Genomic DNA, 20860 nt, shown 5'->3' with positions numbered 1-20860 from the left:
AATGCTCGACGACGAGCGCGTGGCGGGCGCCGCCGCCGGTGGCGACGATCGCGACCGGCTTGTTGGCCAGGGCCGCCGGATCAATCAGGTCGAAGACGTGCTTGAACAGCCCGGTGAAGCTGCCCTTGTAGACCGGCGAGCCGACGACCAGCGCGTCGGCGCCCTCGATCGCCTCGATCACCCGGCGGGCGGGAAGCGACAGCGCATCCCGCGACCAGGCCGCGCCGAGCCCGGTGCCGGCATCGACGAGATCGAACAGCCGAAGGTCGAGGCCGCCGTCGACAGTGGCGGCCTCGGCCACGGCCTCGACCAGGGCGCGGGTCTTGGACGGGCGCTGAAGGTTGGCGCTGAAGCCCACGAGTTTCGGTCGCGTCATCGTCGGATCTCGTCTCGAAAGGAAGGTGGCGCAAGGCACGGTCCGGACGCGGGACGGCCGCGCCGCCACCCGTTCGGACCGTGCCGCGATGTCCTCCCAAAGGTGAGGCGTGCGGTGCACGCGGTCAATGAAACGTTCTTGCAAAAGAACGCTCCGGTTGAGGTGATCGTTGCCCGATGCGACCGGGAGGGGGTTTTTCGTTCTCCTTCCACTCGTGCGCCGCGAAACGACCGACCTCTTCCACGAGCTCGGCCCACCATCGTTCTTTGTGAAGAACGCCGATACGATCGTTCGCGTGGTACGTCGGCCGTTGCGCTCGGCTCGGGGAAGCTTCGTTCCCCGGAAGGACGGGCGACGGAAATTTCTTGCTCGTTCAGGCAAAAGATTGCGCGTTGCTTCCTTTGACGGCGGCATCGACTTTGGAAATACTTGACGGACAGGCAAATCGGCACGACGGCGAGCGGCTGTTCGATGCGATCTTCGATCCGCGACCATGCGGGACGATCGCTCTTCGCCCTTGCGGGAGGCCTGACCGACGAGGAGGCGCAACCCCATGACCAACCGCAACGCGACCGAAGAGCCGATCCGCTTCGCCTACGGGTGCCGAACGTCTCCGGGGGGCTCGTCATCAGCGCGATCCCGCAGCGCACGAGCTGGGACGGAGATTACAACCGCAAGCTCGCGCGGATCGCCGAGGATGCCGGCTTCGACTACGCGCTGACGCAGATCCGCTTCACCGCCGGCTACGGCGCCGAGTACCAGCACGAATCGGTGGCCTTCAGCCACGCGCTGCTCGCCGTGACGACCAGGCTCAAGGTCATCGCCGCGCTGCTGCCCGGGCCGTGGAACCCGACCATCGCGGCCAAGCAGATCGCGACGATCAGCGAGCTGACCGACAACCGCATCGCGATCAACGTGGTCTCGGGCTGGTTCTCGGGCGAGTTCCGCGCCATCGGCGAGCCGTGGCTCGACCACGACGAGCGCTACCGGCGCTCCGAGGAGTTCATCACCGCGCTTCGCGGGATCTGGACTCAGGAGAACTACACGTTCCGCGGCGATTTCTATCGCTACACCGATTACAACCTCAAGCCGAAGCCGGCGGTGACGCCGGAGATCTTCCAGGGCGGCTCGTCGCGGGCGGCGCGCGACATGGCGGCGCGGGTGTCGGATTGGTACTTCACCAACGGCAACACCCCCGAGGGCATCCGGGCGCAGGTCGCCGACCTGCAGGCGAAGGCCGCCGCCAACGGCCATGCGGTCAAGGTCGGCGTGAACGCCTTCGTCATCGCGCGCGACACCGAGGCCGAGGCGCGCGCCGTGCTGCAGGAGATCATCGACCATGCCAACCCGGATGCGGTGAAGGCTTTCGGCCACGAGGCGAAGAACGCCGGCCGGGCTTCGCCCGAGGGCGAGGGCAACTGGGCGAAATCGACCTTCGAGGACCTCGTCCAGTACAACGACGGCTTCAAGACCAACCTGATCGGCACGCCGGACCAGATCGCCGAGCGCATCATCGCGCTCAAGGATGCCGGGACCGATCTCGCGCTGCTGGCCTTCCTGCATTTCCAGGAGGACGTGGCGTACTTCGGCGCGCACATCATCCCGCGGGTCCGCGCGCTCGAAGCGGCCCGCGCCGAGCGCGCTGAGCGCGCCGAGGCGGCGTAGGCGCGCCGATGCCGAGCATCCCCTCGCCGCGCGATCGGGAAGAGGCGGATGCGTATCCGACGACCGCCCTCGAACTTCGGAGAGATCGATGAACATCGCCGTCAGCACCCAGGCGCTGTCCGGAACAGCGTCCTCTCGCGGGGTTCCGGGCCCGGCCCGTCCATCCGAGGCCGCCCACATCATCCGCGACGACGCCGAGGCGATCCGCGTCGCCCACGCGCTCGCCGCCTCGATCCGCGAGGGGGCGTCGGAGCGCGACCTCGCGCATGCCCGGCCGCTGGCGGAGCTCGACCGGTTCTCGCAGAGCGGCCTATGGTCGATCAACGTTCCGCGCGAGCACGGCGGCCCCGAGGTGTCGTATCGGACGCTGGCGCAGGTGATCGCCATCGTCGCCGCGGCCGACCCTTCGATCGCACAGATCGCGCAGAACCACCTCGGCATCGTCGCCGCGATCCGCACCGTGTCGGACCCCGAGCAGCAGGCCCTCCTGTTCGCCGAGGTGCTGCGCGGCACCCGCTTCGGCAACGCGTTCTCGGAGAAGGGCACGGCGCGCGCCGCCGACTTCGCCACCCACTTCACCGACCACGGCGACCACGTGATCGTGCAGGGCCAGAAGTTCTACGCCACCGGGGCGCTGCTCGCCCACCTCGTGCCGATCGTCGCCGTCGACGATGCGGGTCTCGCCTGGTACGCGATCGCCGACCGCAACGCGCCCGGTCTGACGGTGATCGACGACTGGTCGGCCTTCGGCCAGCGCGGCACGGCGAGCGGCACGGTGCTGATCGAGGCCGTGCGGGTGGAGAAGAGCTACCTCGTCCCGGCCTGGAAGGCCTATCAGGAACTGCCGCGCCTCGACGGGGCGATCTTCCAGATCATCCAGGCGGCGATCGACGCCGGCATCGGCCGCGCGGCCCTGGATGACACCATCGCCTTCGTGCGCGAGAAGGCGCGGCCGTGGATCGATGCCGGTCAGGATCGGGCCTCCGACGACCCCTACACCATCCAGGCCGTCGGCGACCTCACCATCCGCCTGCACGCGGCCGAAGCAATCCTCGACCGCGCCGGCCTCGCGATCGACGCCGCGCTCGTCGACCACGATGCGGGGCTGGTGAACGCCGCCAAGATCGCGGTCGCCGAATCGAAGGTGCTCACCACCGAGATCGCGCTCGCGGCCTCGAACAAGCTGTTCGAGCTCGGCGGCACCCGCTCGACGCTCGCCGAGCACAACCTCGACCGGCACTGGCGCAACGCGCGGACGCACACGCTGCACGACCCCGTCCGCTGGAAGGTGGCGATCGTCGGCCACCACGCGCTCAACGGGGTGGCGCCCCCCTCCCACGCCTGGAGCTGAGGCGCGTCAGGCCGCGCGGATCGCCTCGGCGGTCTCGGCCGGATATTCCTCGTGCGGGCTGAGGGCGCCCGGCACCGGTCGGCCCTCGACGCGGCCGGACGCGACAAGCGCGTCCATCTCGGCGCCGGACCGGCGCGGGGCGCGGCTCGGGCGCAGCACCCGGATCGGCGGCAGGCCGTCGCCGAACAGGGCGAGGAAGGCTTCGCGCGTTGGCACGGGATCGAGCCCGCCGGTGACGAAGGCCGCCGTGCCGAAGCGCGCGCCGCGCTGGCGGGTGATCGTGGTCTTGTCCGCGATCAGCGCATCGGTGACGTGCGCCGCGTCGCCGTAGACGTGGGCGCGCATCATCCGGCCGATCACCTTGGGGCGGATGTTGAGGGCATAGAGGGCGTCGCCCAGCCCCGGCGTCTCGACCGCGCGGCGGATCGCGCTGAACAGGCCCCGGCGCTCCGGTCCCATCACGGTCGGAAGCGGGCCGCGCCAGGTCGGCGCCACCAGGACGAGCCGGGCGAACGCCGTCGGATGCCGGCGGGCGGCGGCCACCAGGTAGCCCGCCGCGTGGCCGGCGGCGACGCCGAGCGCGTAGGGGCCGGGTGCAGCCGCGAGCAGCGCGTCGAGATAGGCGTGGAACGTCGCCGGATCCAGCGGCAGCCGCGCCCGCGGATGCGCACCGAAGCCGGGCCAGTCCGGGATCAGGCAGCGATGGTCCCAGGCGAGCTGGTCGGCAACGCCGTGCATCTCGGCCCGCGACGCGATCGTCGAGAGCGCCGGCAGCAGCAGCACGTCGGGGCCGGCCCCGATCCGATCGCACGGCGTCGGCACCGAGCGGCCGGCCACCGTGAGGTCGAGGGTCGCGGTCTCGCGCATCGGATCGGGCCCGGCTCGGATCAGGTGCGCAGCAGCTCGTTGATCGCGGTCTTGGCGCGGGTGCCGGCGTCGACGCGCTTGACGATGACGGCGCAGTACAGGCCCGGTCCGGGCGAGCCGTCCGGCAGCGCCTTGCCCGGCATCGTGCCGGAGACGACCACCGAATAGGGCGGCACGCGGCCGTAGAAGACCTCGCCGGTGGTGCGGTCGACGATGCGGGTCGAGGCGCCGATGTAGACGCCCATCGACAGCACGCTGCCCTCGCCGACGATCACGCCCTCGGCCACCTCGGCGCGGGCGCCGATGAAGCAGTTGTCCTCGATGATCACCGGGTTGGCCTGCAGCGGCTCGAGCACGCCGGCGATGCCGGCGCCGCCCGAGATGTGGCAGTTGTCGCCGACCTGGGCGCAGGAGCCGATCGTCACCCAGGTGTCGACCATGGTGCCCTTGCCGACCCGCGCCCCGAGATTGATGAACGACGGCATCAGCACGGCGCCGGGCGCGATGAACGAGCCGCGGCGGACAAAGCAGCCGGGAACGGCGCGGAAGCCCGCGGCGCGGAACTCGGCCTCGCTCCAGCCCTCGAACTTCGAGGGCACCTTGTCCCACCACGGCGCCTCGCCGGGGCCGCCGGAGATCGGCGCCATGTCGTTGAGGCGGAAGGACAGCAGCACCGCCTTCTTCAGCCACTGGTTGACGACCCAATCCTGGTCGCCGCTCTTCTCGGCGACGCGCGCCTCGCCGGAATCGAGCAGGGCGAGGGCCGCCTCGACCGCCTCGCGAACGGCGCCGCGCGTGCTCGTGTCGATGCCGGCGCGGTCCTCCCAGGCGGCTTCGATGGTCTGGGCGAGGGCGGCGTGGGACATGGGTCTTCCGGACAGGGTTTTCGTGAGCGCCCGTGCTTACAAGCGGCCGACCGCCCTGTCACCTGACGGTCCCGGTGCGCGGGACGACGTCCGGCCGCCGTCCCGCGAACGGATCACCGTGAGCAGCACCCGCGACATCGCCTCGCCGGCTCAGGGCTTCCGCAGCCGCTCGAACCCGAGCCGGCCAGCTCGGGCACTCGAACGCCTGCGTGCAACGGACGCGCCTGGATCGCGCCTCGTTCGGCAACATCTCACGGTTTCGCGGGTAGCTCCCGAAGACCGCGGCTCCGTGCCGACCGGTGCGTGGAGCGATGGGACGGCATGAGACACAAGGCATTACGCGATCAGGTCGTCGTCGTCACCGGCGCGTCGAGCGGCATCGGGCTCGCGACCGCCCGCCGGGCCGCGGCCGGGGGCGCACGCGTGGTGCTGGCGGCCCGCAGCGCCGACGTGCTCGAGACCGTGCGGTCGGAGATCGAGGCGTCCGGCGGCCGGGCGATCGCCGTCGCCTGCGATGTCGGGAACCGGGCCGAGGTCCAGGCCGTGGCCGATCGCGCGGTGGCCGCGTTCGGTGGCTTCGACACCTGGGTGAACGTCGCCGGCCTCACCATCTACGGGCCGCTGCGCGAGGTGTCCGACGCGGACAACGTCCGCCTGATCCAGACCAACCTCTGGGGCACGGTGTTCGGGTCGCTCGTCGCCGTCGAGCACCTGCGCCGCCGCGGCGGTGCGCTGATCAACCTCGGCAGCGTCGCCTCCGACCTCGCCTTCCCGTTTCAGGGCATGTACGTGGCGAGCAAGCACGCCGTGAAGGGGTTCACCGACGCCCTGCGCATGGAGCTGCTGGCCGAGGATGCGCCGGTCTCGGTGACGCTGGTCAAGCCGACCTCGATCGACACGCCGCTGCCGCAGCGGGCGCGCAACTACATGGACCGGGAGCCGATGCTGCCGCCGCCGATCTACCCGCCCGAGGAGGTCGCGAACGCCATCCTGCACGCCGCCGTGCATCCGCAGCGCGACATCATCGTCGGCGGGGGCGGCAAGCTGATGGTGGCCGGCAAGGAATTCGCGCCGGGTGCCTACGATCTGCTGGCGCCGGCGATCATCGCGATGCAGAAGCGCGGCGAGGAACCGCGCGACCCGGCCGGCGCATTGCATGCGCCGAAGCATGCGGGCGCGGTCCGCGGCACTCAGCCCGGCTACGTGATGCGCACCAGCGCCTACACCCGGGCGACCCTGCATCCGGTCGCCGCGACGGCGGGGCTGATCGGGCTCGGCCTCGCCGCGCTGGCGCTGACGGGCATCGGCAGCAAGGCGGGCAATCCGTCCCGCGGGCGCAGGCGCTCGCTCTAGGATGGCCGCCCTGCTGCTCGACACGTCCGGCCTGCCCGGCCCTCCCCCCGAGACCCAGCGCATCGTCCCGCGCAAGATGGTCGACCTGCCGGACGAGCGGTCGATCGCCTATGCCGAGACCGGTGCCGGGCCGGACCTCGTCGCCATCCACGGCACGCTGATGACGCTGGAGGACATGTGGCTCGGTCCGGTGCCGGCGCTCGCCCGGCACTTCCGGGTGGTCGCCGTCGACCGGCCGGGGCACGGACGCAGCACCCGCGCCCGCGGAACCGACGCCTCGCCCTGGCGCCAGGCCGAGCTGATCCACACGGCCGTGCGATCGCTCGGGCTGCATCGCCCGGTGATCGTCGGGCATTCCTACGGCGGCGCCGTCGCGCTGGCCTACGGGCTGCTCTACCCCGACGACGTCGCCGGCATCGTGGCGCTCGCCCCGGTCTGCTTCCCTGAGCTTCGCCTCGAGCAGGTGCTGTTCGGCCCGCGCGCCGCCCCCGTGTCCGGCCCGGTGCTGTCGCGGGCTCTCGGGGCGTCCGCCGACCCGACGCTGCTGCCGATGCTGTGGAACGCGATGTTCCTGCCGCAGACGATGCCGAAGGCCTTCGCCGAGGCGTTCCCGTTCGGGTTCGCCGGGCGGTCCGGTCAGATCGTCGCCGAGGCGGAGGATGCGCTGTCGCTCTGGGCGGCGCTGAGCCGGAGCGCGACGGCCTACGCGACCTGCCGCGTGCCGGTGCGGATCCTGGCGGGCGATGCCGACATCGTGGTCAACCCGATGATCCACGGCGCCCTGGCCGCCCGCTTGATCCCCGGCGCCCGTTACGAGCGGCTGCCGGGCATCGGGCACATGCTGCACCACTTCCGCGCCGATGCGGTGACGGAGGCCGCGCGCGCCGTCCTGCCACGATCCTGACCGCCGGCCACAGTGGCCCGGTCGCTCAATCCGCGTCGAGCATGGCGCGGACCCGGTCGAAGCCCCGGTTCAATCCGGTCAGGTCGTCGGCCAACGCGTCGTGGATCGCGGCCGCGGCGTCGGGGAACTCCTCCAGCACCCTACGCATCAGCGTCGGGGTGATGCGCATGACCTCCGCCGCGTCGCGCGCGGTGGCCTCGCTCGGCCGCTCGCCGCGGACGAACAGGGCGAGCCGCCCGATCAGCGCAGAGCGCCCGGCCAGGATCGTCTCGCCGCCGGGCACGCGCGGCTCGAGGGCGATCGTGCCCGACAGGACGATGAAGCCGCCGTCGGCAGGATCGCCGCGGGCGAACAGCCGCTCGCCGGGATCCAGCGACCGGCGCTCGGCGGCGAAGGTGAGCAGGCGCAGGGCGTCGCGCCCGAAGGCTTCGAACACCGGCGCGGCGGCGAGGATCGCGATGTCGTCTTCGATGCCCAACCCGCGCCGGTCCTTCCCCATCCGATCGGCGATCCTTAGCGGAAGCGTCGGGAACGGGGAACGGGCTCAACGCAGCAGCGCCGCCCCGAACAGGTCGGCGTGACGCTCCACGCCGCCGAGCCCGACATGGCGGGCCTCGTGGTCGAGAAGCCAGCGCTTGCGTTCCAGGCCGCCGCCGTAACCGGTGAGCGTGCCGTTCGCGCCGACGACGCGGTGGCACGGTACCACCACGCAGATCGGGTTCGCACCGTTGGCGGCGCCGACCGGGCGCACCGCGCGCGGATGCCCGATTCGCGCCGCGAGCGCGCCGTAGCTCTCGGTCATTCCGGGTGGCACGGCGCGCAACGCGGCCCAGACCGCCCGCTGCAGCAGGGTCCCGCCGGTGGCCGTCTCGATCGCGTCGATGGCGGTGAGGTCGCCGTCGAAGTAGTCCGCGAGCGCGCGCAAGGCCCCGCTCGGATGCGGGCTGTCGGCGATCGACCAGCCGCCGCGGCCGTAGCCGCGTTCGAGCAGCGTTTCCATGCGGTCGCGATAATCGTCGAAGTCGGCGACCCGCAGCCGCCCGTCCGCGTCGGTGAGGAGGACGAGCGTTCCGATCGGGCTCGCCAGGGTCTCGCGCCGAAGGGCGACCGGGGCGGCCCTCATGCCGGCATCACGGCAGCAGCTTGTAGCCGCCGCCCTCGGTGACGAGAATCGCGGCGAGCCCCGGATTCGGCTCGATCTTCTGCCGGAGCCGGTAGATGTGGGTCTCGAGCGTGTGAGTCGTGACCTGCGCGTTGTAGCCCCAGACCTCGGCGAGCAGCGTGTCGCGGCCGACCACCTCGCGCCCGGCGCGATAGAGGAAGCGCAGGATCGCGGTCTCCTTCTCGGTCAGCTTCAGCTTGGAGCCGCGCTCGCCGACCAGGAGCTTCGCGCCCGGCTTGAAGGTGTAGGGGCCGATCTGGAAGACCGCGTCCTCGGACGCCTCGTGGCTGCGCAGGTGCGCGCGGATGCGGGCGAGCAGGATCGCGAACTTGAACGGCTTGGTGACGTAGTCGTTGGCGCCCGCCTCGAGGCCCTCGACGGTGTCGGCCTCGGAATCCTGCGCCGTCAGCATGATGACCGGCCCCTTGAAGCCGTTCTTCCGCATCAGGCGGACGGCCTCGCGCCCATCCATGTCGGGCAGCCCGACATCCATCACCGCGAGATCGATCCGGTCGGCGGCGACGCGGGCGATGGCCCGGCCCGCATCGACCTCGGCGACCACCGTGAACTCCTCGCAGAGGTCGAGCTGCTCGGTCAGGGTCTCGCGCAGGATCGCGTCGTCGTCGCAGATGAGAAGGCGGTAGGCGTTGGACATCGTCCGAGGAACTCTTCGACAGGGCACGACCGGAACGAGTCGTGCCCCGGAACTCCGGCGCGCGGGCGATCTCGCTCCCAAAAACCCGAGGGTTCTTCGACCCGGGTAGTCGCCTTAGAATAACGCGCTTTTCGCGGCGGGGAATTGCCTTGTGCACAATTATTCGACCATTTCGGTGACATCCTGCCCGTATGGGCCTCGCAGGACGGGGCCGGCACGGGCGGGCGGAGCCGATCGGGGCCCCGAACGCCGAGCCTGGAATCACTCTCGCGCAGCATCATGATTCAACGACCTCGCCCTCCCCGAACCGGCTCCCGACCCGGCAAGACGACCACCCTGGCGACGCTTCGCGTGCACCCGCGCGTCGGCGACCGGCGCAAGGGCCTGCTGCAGGCCGGCGACGCCATCATCCCCTGCGCCCTGGGAAGCGGCGGCATCGTGCAGGTGAAGCGCGAGGGCGACGGCGGATCGCCGCGCGGTCGCGTCCGCCTGCGCGGCGGCAGCTATCGGTCCGACCATCTTCCTCGCCCTGCCACCGCCCTCCCCTTGCGCCGGACGGCGCCGGGCGACGGCTGGTGCGACGACGTCCGCGACCGCCGCTACAACCGGCCGATCGCCCTGCCCGCGCCGGGCGTGAGCGCGGAACGGATGTGGCGCGACGACGGTCTCTACGACGTGGTGATCGACCTCGACCACAACCGCGGCCCGATCCGCCCCGGCCGCGGCTCGGCGATCTTCCTGCACATCGCCCGGCCGGGCTACACGCCGACGGAGGGCTGCGTCGCGCTCAAGCGCGCCGACCTGCTCCGGCTCCTGCGCCGCCTCGGGCCTCGCACCCGCCTCGTGATCGGGTGATCGCGCGAGGATCGAGACCAGGACTGTCGGCCGCCATGAAGCCGTGACACCAGAATCTTTGCCTATCTGTGGCTTCTCATCTGGCGTCTGGGCCGATACCCTCCTAGCGCAGATCGCCACCGCCGGAGGATGAGTCGTGCCGGACGAGACCAAGACGCCGGACGCGCCGGACTACGACCGCCTGCTGCGCGCGAATCTCGAACGCATCTTCAACGAACGCGACGGCGCGAAGCGCGAGCGCGCCCTCGATGAGCTCTTCGTCGCCGAACCGGTCATGTACGAGCCGACGACCGTCGTCGTGGGCCGTGCGGCGATCTCCGAGATCGCCGGCAAGCTTCTCGAGCGGTTCGGGCCGGACTTCCGCTTCGCGCCCGATGGCGTCGCGGTCGGGCATCACGGGCTCGGCGTCCTGCGCTGGAAAGGCGGCCCCCGGAACGGGCCGGTCGTCGTCACCGGCGCGGACGTCGCGAACGTCGTCGATGGGCGGATCACCCGCCTCTGGGTCATGCTGGACCCGCCGAAAACCTAGGGGCGCGTGGAGCACCACCGCGTGAGCCACGATTTGAGGTCTTCGCCGGCGTGCGGGGGGCCATCGGCGACGGGCGGTCGACTTCGGACCGCAGGCGGACCGTCGACCGAACCGATCCCCCTCCGGCCGGGACAGACTTCTGAAGCGTCGGCATAACCAGCCCTTCACCGACGCCGGGTCATGATGCGCCATGACCAGCCCCGTCGCCCGAGCCGTCCAGATCCAGGCCGGTGCCCTGTCTCAGTCGATCGGCACCGCCGTCGCGCGTCAGCAGATCGACGCGCAGAAGGCGGTCGCCGCGCTGGTCGCGGAGACGGCGGTTGCCGTTTCGCCCCCGGCGCCGGCCGGTCAGGGACGGGTCGTCGACCGGACGGTGTAGCCGTCACCTGCGCCATGGTCGTAAGCGGCGCCAGCGATCGGGCTCGATGCTTGATCGCGATGGGTCGGACGCCGGCACGCGGTTTCAGCCGGCGGCCGGCACCGCACCCGGCACCGCCTCCCGCCGCGGCGGGCTCAGCGTGAGAATCAGCGCCGAGGCGACGAGGCACAGCGCGCCCGCGGCGAAGAAGGCCGGCAGGTAGCTCTGCAGCTCGGTCCGCGAGAGGCCGGCGCCGAAGGCCGCCGTCGCCGCGCCGAGCTGATGCCCGGCGAAGACCCAGCCGAAGACCACGTTGGCGCGCTCGCGCCCGAAGCGCTGCGCCGCCAGCTTCACCGTCGGCGGCACGGTGGCGATCCAGTCGAGGCCGTAGAACACCGCGAACAGCGACAGCCCGGCGAAGGAGAAATCGGAGAACGGCAGGCACAGGAGCGAGAGCCCGCGCAGGCCGTAGTACCAGAACAGGAGCCAGCGGTTGTCGTAGCGGTCCGACAGCCAGCCCGAAGCGACCGTGCCGACGAAGTCGAACACGCCCATGCCGGCGAGCACGCTCGCCGCCTGGACCGGGCGCAGGCCGTAATCGGCGCAGAGCGGGATGAAGTGGGTCTGGATCAGCCCGTTGGTGCTCGCGCCGCAGATGAAGAAGGTGAGGAACAGCACCCAGAACACCCGCGTCCGCGCGGCCTCGCGAAGCGCCGCGATGGCGCCGACGGCGGGCCCGCGCGGCGGGGCGGCATTCGCCGCCGTCTCGCCGTAGGGCAGCAGGCCGACATCCTCCGGCCGGTCGCGCAGCAACAGGAACACGAAGAGGGCCGCCAGCCCGAGCAGGCTGCAGACCGTGAGCAGGGCGGCGCGCCAGCCGAGCGCCTCGGTCAGCGCGGCGAGGATCGGCAGCACGATCAGCTGGCCGGTGGCCGAGCTCGCGGTGAGCAGCCCGACGACGAGGCCGCGCCGATGCGAGAACCAGCGCGTCGCCACCGTCGCTCCGAGCACCAGCGCGGTCAGCCCGGTGCCCACGCCAACCACGACGCCCCAGAGCAGGATCAGCTGCCAGAGCTGCGTCATCGCGAGCGAGGCCAGCAACCCCGAGGCGATCAGCGCCAATGCCGCCAGCACGATCCGGCGCGGGCCGTAGCGGTTCATCAGGGCGGCGGCGAAGGGGCCCATCAACCCGAACAGCACGAGGCGGATCGCCAGCGCCGAGGAGATCGAGGCGGTGTCCCAGCCGAATTCCGTCTGCAGCGGCAGGATCAGCACGCCGGGCGCCCCGACCGCGCCGGCCGTGACCAGCATGGTGAGGAAGGTGACCGCGGCCGAGACCCAGCCATAATGCACGCCGCGGCGCGCCAGCGCCCGGGCGAGCGCGCCGGACAGCACAGGGGACGGACTGGCGACCATCATCACACCCTCGACCGATTCGGGGCGCCCACGCCCGAAACAGGCATATGCATGTATTTCGGCGGGACGCCAAGCTCGGATTTCCGGCGAAGCGGCGGACCGAATGGAGCCGGCGCGCGTGCGTCGCTAGTCGCGTCCGGCCATGGCGCCGGCGTTCATCAGCCCGTCCGGGTCGATGGCGGCCTTGACGGTCTCGATCAGGGCGAGCCGGGTCGGGTCGGCGTAACGGCGGAGCAGGTCGCGCTTGAACCGGCCGATGCCGTACTCGGCGCTGAAGCTGCCGCCGAGATCGATCGCCACCGCGTAGAGGTCGTGCGCGATGCCCGCCTCGACCCGGCGGGTGAAGGCGAGGCGGTCCTCGCCCGCCGGCACCATCAGGTTGTAGTGGACGTTGCCGTCGCCGACATGGCCATAGAAGGACAGGCGCACGCCCGGCATCCGCTCCGCCACCAGCGCATCGCCGCGGGCCAGGAACGCGCTGAGCTGCGAGACCGGCACCGCAATGTCGAGCTTGACCGAGCCACCGGCCTGCTTCTCGCCCTCGGGGATGGTCTCGCGCACGGTCCACATCGCCCGGCGCTGCGCCTCGGAGCTCGCCAGCACCGCATCGGTGATCCATGCCCGTTCCATCAGGGCTTCGAGGGCCGCCATCAGCACGTCGTCGAGCGGGATGTGACGCGACGAGGACGAGAGCTCGAGCAGCACCGCCCCGCCGGCTCCGGTGGCGAAGCCGGTCGCGGCGCCGCGCATCTCGGCGACCAGAGCGAGCGACGAGGCCGAGATCAGCTCGAAGGTCGAAACCAGGTCCGAGGTCTCGCGGCGCAGGAACGCGGCGATCTCCGAGATCGGCGCGCCGGCGGCGAGCTGCAGCCACGCGGTCGCGCGGAAGCTCTGCGCCGGCCACAGCTTCAGCACCACCCCGGTGACGATGCCGAGCGTGCCCTCGGCGCCGACGAAGAGCTGCTTCAGGTCGTAGCCGATGTTGTTCTTGCGCAGCCGCTTCATGTCGGAGAGAAGCGACCCGTCCGGCAGGACCGCCTCCAGCCCGAGGACCAGGTCGCGGGTCATGCCGTAGCGCAGCACCTGTAGGCCGCCGGCATTGGTTCCGAGGTTGCCGCCGAGGCGGCAGCTTCCCTCCGCGCCGAGGCTCAGCGGCAGGAGGAGGTCGTGCGCGGCCGCGGCCGCCTGAGCGTCGGCGAGGATCGCCCCGGCATCGCAGGCGAGCGAGAAATCGAGGGGATCGACCGATCGGATCCGCGTCATCCGCTCCAGGCTGACGACCAGCTGCCGTCGTCCGGTTTGCGGCGTCGCCCCGCCAACGTAGCCGGTGTTGCCGCCCTGCGGCACGAGCCCAAAGCCCTCGGCCTTCGCGAGGCGCACGAGCGCCTGCACCTCGGCGACCGACCGCGGCCGCAGCACGGCCGCCGTCTCGCCCTGCATCAGGTCGCGCTGGTCCCGGGTGTAGCGCCCGGTGTCGGAGCCGGTCAGCACCCCACCCTCGCCGAGGAGGCTGCGGAACGGAGCGACGGCATCGGAGAGGGTCATGACAGCTCGCGCGGGTTTCGGACCTCGGGCGCGGACCATGTCGCCCCAACGCCCGGTTGAAAAGCCGCGACCGGGCCTCAGCCGGTCGATCCGCCTCGGACGCATGAGAAAGCGGCAGGGCTCGCACCCCGCCGCTGGATCTCGGCCCTCTGCTCGGGCGCGCCGCCTTTCACCGACGACGGCCCGCGCGTTATGACCGTCGCGATCACGCCGCGGGGAATGACCCGACGGACGACGTCGGCGACGACCTCCAAGCCCGCCAGCCGATCAGCAGCGATTGCCGCCGGCGGTCTGGCCGTACTGCTTCACCGGGAAGTTCTGCTGGTTGGCATTGCCCTCGGCGGCGGAACTCATCCGGCAGGTAGCCGGATTGCGGTCGAACCGCTGATCGAAGCCGTCGAACGAACCCGTCGTCTCGACGTCGTAGGGCGCAAAACCGGTGTAACGCGCCGGACGGTCGTAGGCCATTGCCGACGAGATCGTGGCGACGCCAAGAATAGTAGCGGCGGCGATGGCGGCGATACGGGTCTTCATGGTGGCGTCTCAGCTCCTCTGCAGGACAAACCCTGATCCGGGTCCGTTTCTCTCTGCTTGAGACTGAGATGGTGAGCCGCTTACATTTCCGACGTGCCGCCGCGCACGCACCGGCCGGGATTAAAAAGCTTGCCGCAACTACAGCAGATTGCCAGCGTCGGCGTCCTCGTTCGGCAAGATTGCAAGCTTGCGCTGGGGGCGGGCCGCGAGCGCCGCATCGGCTCCAGGCGACAGCGTGACGCCACCCCGCGGGATCGCATGGTCCAGGCGATCGCTCCAAAGACGTCGAGCCGATCGGGCGCACAGGGTCACTGCTGCGCGAGCGGCAGACATCGATTCGAGCTGAAGTGTTCACGACCGTTGCGGAGAGCGCAACCAAAATGGTGCCGCTTGAGGGATTCGAACCCCCGACCCCCTCATTACGAATGAGGTGCTCTACCAGCTGAGCTAAAGCGGCATCCGTCCGCGGTCGCAGGGTGCGATCGCCGAGGCCACGGTGCATAGCCGTCCGGTCTGCCGTTGGCAAGGCGGCACCGTTCGCGGAGCCGGCTGCGATGCAGGCGGGACACGGCGGCGCGGGGAAGGGTCGGGGCTGCGCTTCGCGTCCTTGACGGGGGCGGATCCGGCGGGAAGGGTCCCACCGCACCGGGCGCGCCGGTCGCGGGAACATCGCCATGTCGCTGATCGCACGCCTGCGGGCCTATGCCGCCGAGGCCCTCGGGGTCGCCGCGCACGAGACGCCGGGCGACGACACCCACCTGGCCGCCACCGCGCTCCTCGTCCACGTGGCCCGGGCCGACGGCATCCTCGCGCCGGCGGAATCGGAGCGCCTCGCGCGGCTGGTGCGCGGGCGCTACGCCGAGAGCGCCGAGGCCGCCGACGCCCTGATCGCCCGGGCCGCCGCCTTCGATTCCGAGACCCGCGACGTGGCGAGCCTCGTCGAGATGCTGCCGCACGAGGCCGATGCCGGCGAGCGCGGGCGCATCCTGGCGATGGCGTGGTCGGTCGCCGCCGCCGACGGCCACGTCGACGAGTTCGAGGAGGCGCTGGTCTGGCGGCTCGGCAAGCTCCTCGGCTTCGACGAGGCCGGGATCGCGCGGGCGCGCGGCGAGGGCATCCCCGGCATCGCCGCCGATCCGGCCTGAGCGGCGGCGATCGATGATCGCGAGCCTGACCCTGATCCTGCTGGCGCAGCTCCTCGGCGAGGTGCTCGCCCGCAGCGCCGGGCTGCCCCTCCCCGGCCCGGTCCTCGGCATGGCCCTGATGCTGGGCTTCCTGGTGCTGCGCGACCGGCGCGCGCTGCACCTGGCACGGGTCCTGCCGAAGCCGCTGACCGACGGGACGCTGGAGAACACGGCCCGCGGGCTGCTCGCGAACCTGTCGCTGATGTTCGTTCCGGCCGGCGCCGGAATCGTCGGGCGCCTCGACGTGGTGCAGGCGCAGGGGCTTCGCCTCGCGATCGTGGTCGTGGTCTCGACCGCGGCGGCGCTCGTCGCCACGGTTCTGGTGTTCCTCTGGGTCGCGCGGCTGACGGCGCGGATCGGGGGCGACCGGTGAGCGGCGAGTTCGCGGTCTGGGTCTACCTCGCGCGCACGCCGCTGCTGTGGCTGACGGTGACGCTGGCCGCCTACCTCGTGGCGGACCGGATCTCGGCCGCGAGCGGGCGCCACCCGGTGGCGAACCCGGTGCTCATCGCCATCGCGATCACCGGCACGGTGCTGACCCTGACCGGCACGCCCTACGCCACCTACTTCGACGGCGCGCAGTTCGTCCACTTCCTGCTCGGGCCGGCGACGGTTGTGCTGGCGATGCCGCTCTACGAGCACCGCGCCACGGTGATGCGGGCGCTCCTGCCCATGCTCGCCGCCCTCGTCGCCGGCTGCACGGTGGCGCTCGGCAGCGCGATCGTGCTGGCGCGCCTCCTCGGCATCCCGGAGCCCGTCATCGTCTCGCTCAGCCCGAAATCGGTCACGTCGGGGGTGGCGATGGGCATCTCGGAAGCGCTCGGCGGCGACCCGACGCTGACGGCGGTGCTGGTGATGCTGACCGGCATCACCGGGGCGATCCTGGTGACGCCGCTGATGCAGGCCTTGGGCATCCGCGACATGCGCGCCCGCGGTTTCGCGGTTGGGCTCGCCGCCCACGGCGTCGGCACCGCGCGGGCGTTCCAGGTGAGCGAGGTCGCCGGCACCTTCGCCGGCATCGCCATGGGGTTGAACGCCTTCCTCACCGCGATCTTCGTGCCGCTGGCGCTGCGGATTCTGTCCTGAGAGCGCGCCGTCACGCGCCGAGGCGGTGGGCCACCGCCTCGGCCAGGGACAGGCTGGCGGTCAGGCCCGGGCTCTCGATTCCGAACAGGTGAACGAGGCCCGGCAGGCCGTGCTCGGCCGGCCCGTCGATCACGAAGTCGGCGGCCGGCTCGCCCGGGCCGGTGAGCTTCGGGCGGATGCCGGCGTAATCGGGGACCAGCGCGCCGTCGGGCAGGCCGGGCCAGTAGCGCCGGATCGCCGCGTAGAAGGCGTCGCCGCGCGCCGGATCGACCCGGTAGTCGACCGCCTCGATCCACTCGACGTCGGGGCCGAAGCGCATCCGCCCGGCGAGATCGAGGGTGAGATGGGTGCCGAGGCCGCCCTCGACCGGTGCCGGATAGATCAGCCGGGAGAACGCGGGCTTTCCCGTGAAGCCGAAGTAGTTGCCGCGCGCCAGCACACGGCGCGGCACCCGCTCGGCCGGGTAGCCCTCGGTCTGCGCGGCCAGGGCCTGTGCGTCGAGGCTCGCCGCGTTGACCACCGCGTCGCACGGATAGTCGCCGGGGCTCGCACCGCCGAACGCCGCCGCCCAGCGTCCGTCGCGGCGCGCCAGGCCGGTGACGGGGGTGTGCAGGGCGATCGCACCGCCGCGATCCTCGAGATCGCCCTGCAGCGCCAGCATCAGGCCGTGGCTGTCGACGATTCCCGTCCGCGGCGACAGAAGCGCTGCGGTGCAGGCGAGGTTCGGCTCCAGGCGTCGGGCCTGGGCGGCGTCGAGCAGATCGAGTCCTTCGACGCCGTTGGCGACGCCGCGATCCCGGATCGCGGCGATCGTCTCCGCCTCGGCCTCCGTCGTGGCGACGATGAGCTTGCCGCAGGCGCGGTGGGCAATGCCGTGGCTTTCGCAGAGCGCGTAGAGCCGGCGCGCGCCGTCAACGCAGTGCTTCGCCCGCAGGGAGCCCGCCGGATAGTACATCCCGCCGTGGATCACCTCGGAGTTGCGCGCGGACACGCCGGTGCCGATCGCCTCCGCCGCCTCCGCGACGACGACCTCGTGCCCCCGCAGCGCCAGGGCGCGCGCGGTCGCGAGGCCGACGACGCCCGCACCGACGACCAGGACTTCCATGATGCGATCCTCCGCCGCCCGTTCTCGGCGAGGTCGCCGGACCGGTAAAGGCCCGGTGCCTCGTCGAGGGCGTCGCACCGGGCGGAAGCGCGAGGCATACAACTAGAAAGTGTATAGCGATTCGCGCGATCGGCGGACGATTTAGGGTTCGCCTAAGGGATTGTCTCCGTGAGCGAAATGGTCGACCGGAGCGCGCTGCGTGCGTGCATTTGCAACCCGCTTGAGCGCGTTAATCAATTCTAAGTAGATTTAACGCACTGAATGGATCGCGCATAAGTTGTGTTTTGAGCGCGCAGGCGCATAATCGTTCGGCAGCGGCTCCTCCCGCCGCGTCCCTGTAGAGCGATCGACCGCTGAAGCATCCTGGTTTCGACGACTTCGCGCCCCGGCGCACCCACCAGATTGAATTCGGAAGGACACGACCGTGCAGACCACCTCAGACCCCATCGATCTCGCCGCGAAGATTCTCGCCGCCTACGTCGCCCGAAACTCGGTGCCGGCCGCCGGCTTGCCGGACCTCATCCGGACGGTCCACGGCTCGATCACCGGCCTGCAGACGCCGCCGAAGCCGGTGCTCGCCCGGCCGACCGACGCGCAGATCCGCGCCTCGATCCGCCAGGATTCGATCATCAGCTTCGAGGACGGCAAGCCCTACAAGGCGTTGCGCCGGCACCTGACGCTGCGCGGCCTGTCGCCGGAGGCCTACCGCAGCAAGTGGGGCCTCCCGATCGACTACCCCCTGGTCTCGGCGAGCTACAGCGCCCGCCGCTCGGTGATCTCCCGGACCATCGGCCAGAACCAGCGCCTGCGGCTGCAGCAGGCGGCGGAGTGATCCGCTGAACCTCGACCGCCTTCGCGTCCGAGGTCGGCGCCGAGGGTGTGTGGATCGGCCGAACCGGATCGGGCTGCCGCGGCGACCGCCGTGCGGGCCTGATCCGATGCCGTCCCCGGGATCCGACGATCCCGGCCGGGCGCCGTCGCGGCGATGCGCGGGCTCGCCGTTCAGATCGCGCGCATCTCGCCCGCCGACAGCCGGATCGCCTTCGCCATGCGGCTCGACAGCGACCCGACCACGACGACCTCGTCGCTCCCGTCGGCCTGCGCGCGCACGATCTCCAACGCCTCGTCCGGGCGTCGCGCCATCACGGCGTAGACCGAAGCCGGCACCGTGCTTGTGGCCGCGTCCGCGGTCACCGCGACGAGAAAGGTGGTGTAGCGCCGTCCGATACGCTTCGGCATGATCGGTCGAGCCTTTCACGCGCCCGCCCTCGCGCCGAGCCGCAAAGCGTGCCACGAGGGACCGGAAGCGGCGCGTCGACGGTCGGGCGCCGAGGGGTATCGCCGCGATGCTGGGATGGTTCCGGGCGCTGATGCCGCGCGAGGATCGGTTCTTCGATCTGTTCGCGCGCCACGCCGAGACGTTGGTCGCCGGAGCCGACGCCCTTCACGGCCTGCTCCAGGGCGGCGATGCCGTGCCGGAGTTCGGCCGCACGATCGTGGCGCGCGAGGCGGAGGCCGACGCGATCACCGGCGAGGTGCTGCTCGCGGTGCGCCGCAGCTTCATCACCCCGTTCGACCGCGGCGACATCAAGGACCTGATCCAGTCGATGGACGACGCCATCGACCAGATGCAGAAGACCGTGAAGACCATCGAGCTCTATGAGATCCGCACCTTCGAGCCGCTGATGCGCGAGATGGGCGACACGGTGGTGCAGGCGGCCCGCCTCACCGCCGAGGCCGTCCCTCTGCTGAGCGCGATCGGCACCCACGCCACGCGGCTCTCCGCCCTCACCGAGGAAATCACCCGCGTCGAGGGCCGCTCCGACGAGCTGCACGACCAGGGCCTCAAGGCGCTGTACCAGGCCCACGGCCACACCGACCCGATGCGCTATCTGATCGGACGCGAGATCTACGGCAGCCTCGAGAGCGTGGTCGACCGGTTCGAGGACGTCGCCAACGAGATCAGCGGCATCGTCATCGAGAACGTCTGAGGATGACGATCACCGCGCTCGCGCTGCCCTGGCTCGTCGGACTGATCGCCGTCGCGCTGGTCTTCGACTTCCTCAACGGCCTGCACGATGCGGCCAACTCGATCGCCACCATCGTCTCGACGCGGGTGCTGCGGCCGCGCTACGCCGTGATCTGGGCGGCGTTCTTCAACTTCATCGCTTTCCTGTTCTTCGGCCTCCACGTGGCGCAGACGCTCGGGACCGGCATCGTCGACGCCAGCATCGTCGACGCGCCGGTGATCTTCGCCGCGCTGATCGGCGCGATCGCCTGGAACGTCGCCACCTGGGTGCTCGGCATCCCGTCGAGCTCCTCGCACGCCCTCGTCGGCGGGCTCGTCGGCGCGGGCCTCGCCAAGGCCGGGCCGCCGGTGATCGTGTGGGCCGGCCTCGGCAAGACCATCGCCGCGATCGTGCTGTCGCCGCTGCTCGGTTTCCTGCTGGCGCTGCTGCTGGTGCTCGCTGTCTCCTGGAGCTTCGTGCGCGCGACGCCGTTCGCGGTCGACCGCACATTCCGGGTGATGCAGTTCCTCTCCGCCTCGCTCTACTCCCTCGGGCACGGCGGCAACGACGCCCAGAAAACCATGGGCATCATCGCGGTGCTGCTCTACTCGCAGGGGCTGCTCGGATCCGAGTTCTATATCCCGCTCTGGGTCGTGCTCGCCTGCCAGGGCGCGATGGCGCTCGGCACGCTGCTCGGCGGCTGGCGCATCGTCCACACCATGGGCTCGCGCATCACCCGCCTGAACCCGATGCAGGGGTTCTGCGCCGAGACCGGCGGGGCGATCACGCTGTTTGCCGCGACCTGGCTCGGCGTGCCGGTCTCGACGACCCACACCATCACCGGCGCCATCGTCGGCGTCGGTGCCGCCCGCCGCACCTCGGCGGTGCGCTGGGGCGTGGCCGGCAACATCGTCATCGCCTGGGTGCTGACGATGCCCGCCGCCGCGCTGATCGCGGCGGGGTGCTACGCGCTCGTCGGGCTGTTCGCCTGACCCGCCGTCGGGGTCGCCGCGCAAGCCTGCCCCGATTCGCACAATCCG

General features: G+C 71.2%; 23 protein-coding genes, 1 tRNA gene and 1 pseudogene. 13 read left to right on the top strand and 12 right to left on the bottom strand.

What is annotated here, in order from left to right:
* Positions 1-376: NAD(P)H-dependent oxidoreductase (locus MKK68_RS11745; RefSeq protein WP_244030406.1), on the bottom strand; the 376-nt coding region annotated here is incomplete at its 3' end.
* A 553-nt stretch (positions 377-929) separates the two neighbouring features.
* On the opposite strand from MKK68_RS11745, the pseudogene sfnG reads away from it, so the two are divergent.
* Positions 930-2041 (top strand): annotated as a pseudogene (gene sfnG, locus MKK68_RS11740) (dimethylsulfone monooxygenase SfnG).
* Between the two features lie 88 nt (positions 2042-2129).
* Positions 2130-3392: an SfnB family sulfur acquisition oxidoreductase gene (locus MKK68_RS11735; RefSeq protein ID WP_244030404.1), complete on the top strand. Its 1263-nt coding sequence runs from the start codon at positions 2130-2132 to the stop codon at positions 3390-3392.
* 6 nt (positions 3393-3398) lie between these two features.
* Here the strand turns inward: MKK68_RS11735 and MKK68_RS11730 are convergent, their stop codons facing one another.
* Both MKK68_RS11730 and dapD read right to left on the bottom strand, forming a co-directional pair.
* Entirely contained in the window at positions 3399-4259 is an 861-nt protein-coding gene (locus tag MKK68_RS11730) for an alpha/beta fold hydrolase (RefSeq protein ID WP_244030402.1), read from the bottom strand.
* A 20-nt stretch (positions 4260-4279) separates the two neighbouring features.
* Positions 4280-5125, bottom strand: coding sequence for a 2,3,4,5-tetrahydropyridine-2,6-dicarboxylate N-succinyltransferase (dapD, locus tag MKK68_RS11725; RefSeq protein WP_147729790.1), 846 nt, complete (start codon positions 5123-5125; stop codon positions 4280-4282).
* 321 nt (positions 5126-5446) lie between these two features.
* Here dapD and MKK68_RS11720 point away from each other — a divergent pair, with 321 nt between their 5' ends.
* Positions 5447-6478: an SDR family oxidoreductase gene (locus MKK68_RS11720; RefSeq protein ID WP_244030400.1), complete on the top strand. Its 1032-nt coding sequence runs from the start codon at positions 5447-5449 to the stop codon at positions 6476-6478.
* A gap of 1 nt (position 6479) precedes the next feature.
* Positions 6480-7382, top strand: coding sequence for an alpha/beta fold hydrolase (locus MKK68_RS11715; protein WP_244030398.1), 903 nt, complete (start codon positions 6480-6482; stop codon positions 7380-7382).
* Between the two features lie 25 nt (positions 7383-7407).
* Here the strand turns inward: MKK68_RS11715 and MKK68_RS11710 are convergent, their stop codons facing one another.
* The 3 genes from MKK68_RS11710 to MKK68_RS11700 form a co-directional block, all read right to left on the bottom strand.
* A complete protein-coding gene (locus MKK68_RS11710) occupies positions 7408-7860 on the bottom strand; it encodes a cyclic nucleotide-binding domain-containing protein (protein WP_147841495.1) in 453 nt (150 codons plus the stop codon).
* 66 nt (positions 7861-7926) lie between these two features.
* A complete protein-coding gene (locus MKK68_RS11705; protein ID WP_244030396.1) occupies positions 7927-8505 on the bottom strand; it encodes a methylated-DNA--[protein]-cysteine S-methyltransferase in 579 nt (192 codons plus the stop codon).
* A gap of 7 nt (positions 8506-8512) precedes the next feature.
* Positions 8513-9199, bottom strand: a complete 687-nt coding sequence (locus tag MKK68_RS11700; protein WP_147725679.1) for a response regulator transcription factor — start codon at positions 9197-9199, stop codon at positions 8513-8515.
* 279 nt (positions 9200-9478) lie between these two features.
* On the opposite strand from MKK68_RS11700, the gene MKK68_RS11695 reads away from it, so the two are divergent.
* The 3 genes from MKK68_RS11695 (at position 9479) to MKK68_RS11685 (ending at position 10962) form a co-directional block, all read left to right on the top strand.
* On the top strand, positions 9479-10054 hold the full coding sequence (locus tag MKK68_RS11695; RefSeq protein WP_244030394.1) for a L,D-transpeptidase: 576 nt from the start codon (positions 9479-9481) through the stop codon (positions 10052-10054).
* Between the two features lie 136 nt (positions 10055-10190).
* The gene (locus tag MKK68_RS11690) at positions 10191-10583 is read left to right on the top strand and encodes a nuclear transport factor 2 family protein (RefSeq protein ID WP_244030392.1); all 393 of its coding nucleotides are present in this window, start codon (positions 10191-10193) and stop codon (positions 10581-10583) included.
* Positions 10584-10773: 190 nt separating this feature from the next.
* Positions 10774-10962: a hypothetical protein gene (locus MKK68_RS11685; RefSeq protein ID WP_243949793.1), complete on the top strand. Its 189-nt coding sequence runs from the start codon at positions 10774-10776 to the stop codon at positions 10960-10962.
* Positions 10963-11046: 84 nt separating this feature from the next.
* On the opposite strand, the gene MKK68_RS11680 is transcribed toward MKK68_RS11685, so the two are convergent.
* From MKK68_RS11680 to MKK68_RS11665, 4 genes are all read right to left on the bottom strand, one after another.
* Positions 11047-12336 (bottom strand): MFS transporter, encoded by a 1290-nt coding sequence (locus MKK68_RS11680; protein ID WP_147725684.1) that lies wholly within the window; start codon positions 12334-12336, stop codon positions 11047-11049.
* A 147-nt stretch (positions 12337-12483) separates the two neighbouring features.
* Complete coding sequence (locus MKK68_RS11675) at positions 12484-13902, bottom strand: FAD-binding oxidoreductase (protein ID WP_244030390.1); 1419 nt, start codon at positions 13900-13902, stop codon at positions 12484-12486.
* A 267-nt stretch (positions 13903-14169) separates the two neighbouring features.
* Positions 14170-14436: a hypothetical protein gene (locus tag MKK68_RS11670; RefSeq protein WP_147725674.1), complete on the bottom strand. Its 267-nt coding sequence runs from the start codon at positions 14434-14436 to the stop codon at positions 14170-14172.
* A gap of 381 nt (positions 14437-14817) precedes the next feature.
* Positions 14818-14893: transfer RNA gene (locus MKK68_RS11665), tRNA-Thr, on the bottom strand.
* A 217-nt stretch (positions 14894-15110) separates the two neighbouring features.
* Here MKK68_RS11665 and MKK68_RS11660 point away from each other — a divergent pair.
* The 3 genes from MKK68_RS11660 to MKK68_RS11650 are packed head-to-tail and all read left to right on the top strand — an operon-like array spanning position 15111 to position 16706.
* Entirely contained in the window at positions 15111-15581 is a 471-nt protein-coding gene (locus tag MKK68_RS11660) for a TerB family tellurite resistance protein (protein ID WP_243949680.1), read from the top strand.
* A 13-nt stretch (positions 15582-15594) separates the two neighbouring features.
* Entirely contained in the window at positions 15595-15993 is a 399-nt protein-coding gene (locus MKK68_RS11655) for a CidA/LrgA family protein (protein WP_147841528.1), read from the top strand.
* Entirely contained in the window at positions 15990-16706 is a 717-nt protein-coding gene (locus MKK68_RS11650; RefSeq protein WP_147725671.1) for an LrgB family protein, read from the top strand. The genes MKK68_RS11655 and MKK68_RS11650 overlap by 4 nt, the downstream gene beginning before the upstream one ends.
* A 10-nt stretch (positions 16707-16716) precedes the next feature.
* Here MKK68_RS11650 and MKK68_RS11645 read toward each other — a convergent pair whose 3' ends face one another.
* Complete coding sequence (locus MKK68_RS11645) at positions 16717-17811, bottom strand: NAD(P)/FAD-dependent oxidoreductase (protein ID WP_244030388.1); 1095 nt, start codon at positions 17809-17811, stop codon at positions 16717-16719.
* 424 nt (positions 17812-18235) lie between these two features.
* Between MKK68_RS11645 and MKK68_RS11640 the strand changes: the two genes are divergently transcribed.
* A complete protein-coding gene (locus MKK68_RS11640; RefSeq protein WP_147725669.1) occupies positions 18236-18643 on the top strand; it encodes a MucR family transcriptional regulator in 408 nt (135 codons plus the stop codon).
* 170 nt (positions 18644-18813) lie between these two features.
* Here the strand turns inward: MKK68_RS11640 and MKK68_RS11635 are convergent, their stop codons facing one another.
* On the bottom strand, positions 18814-19050 hold the full coding sequence (locus tag MKK68_RS11635) for a hypothetical protein (protein WP_147725668.1): 237 nt from the start codon (positions 19048-19050) through the stop codon (positions 18814-18816).
* A gap of 107 nt (positions 19051-19157) precedes the next feature.
* Between MKK68_RS11635 and MKK68_RS11630 the strand changes: the two genes are divergently transcribed.
* Complete coding sequence (locus MKK68_RS11630) at positions 19158-19802, top strand: DUF47 domain-containing protein (RefSeq protein WP_147725667.1); 645 nt, start codon at positions 19158-19160, stop codon at positions 19800-19802.
* A gap of 2 nt (positions 19803-19804) precedes the next feature.
* Positions 19805-20812 carry an inorganic phosphate transporter gene (locus tag MKK68_RS11625; protein ID WP_147725666.1) on the top strand — a complete coding sequence of 336 codons (1008 nt, stop codon included), beginning with the start codon at positions 19805-19807 and terminating at the stop codon, positions 20810-20812.
* Positions 20813-20860 lie beyond the last annotated feature (48 nt).

The sequence above is a fragment of the Methylobacterium sp. E-016 genome (assembly GCF_022829745.1).
GTDB lineage: Bacteria > Pseudomonadota > Alphaproteobacteria > Rhizobiales > Beijerinckiaceae > Methylobacterium.
Note: the sequence above shows the minus strand (reverse complement) of the source record. Positions and strands in the feature narration are given on the sequence as shown.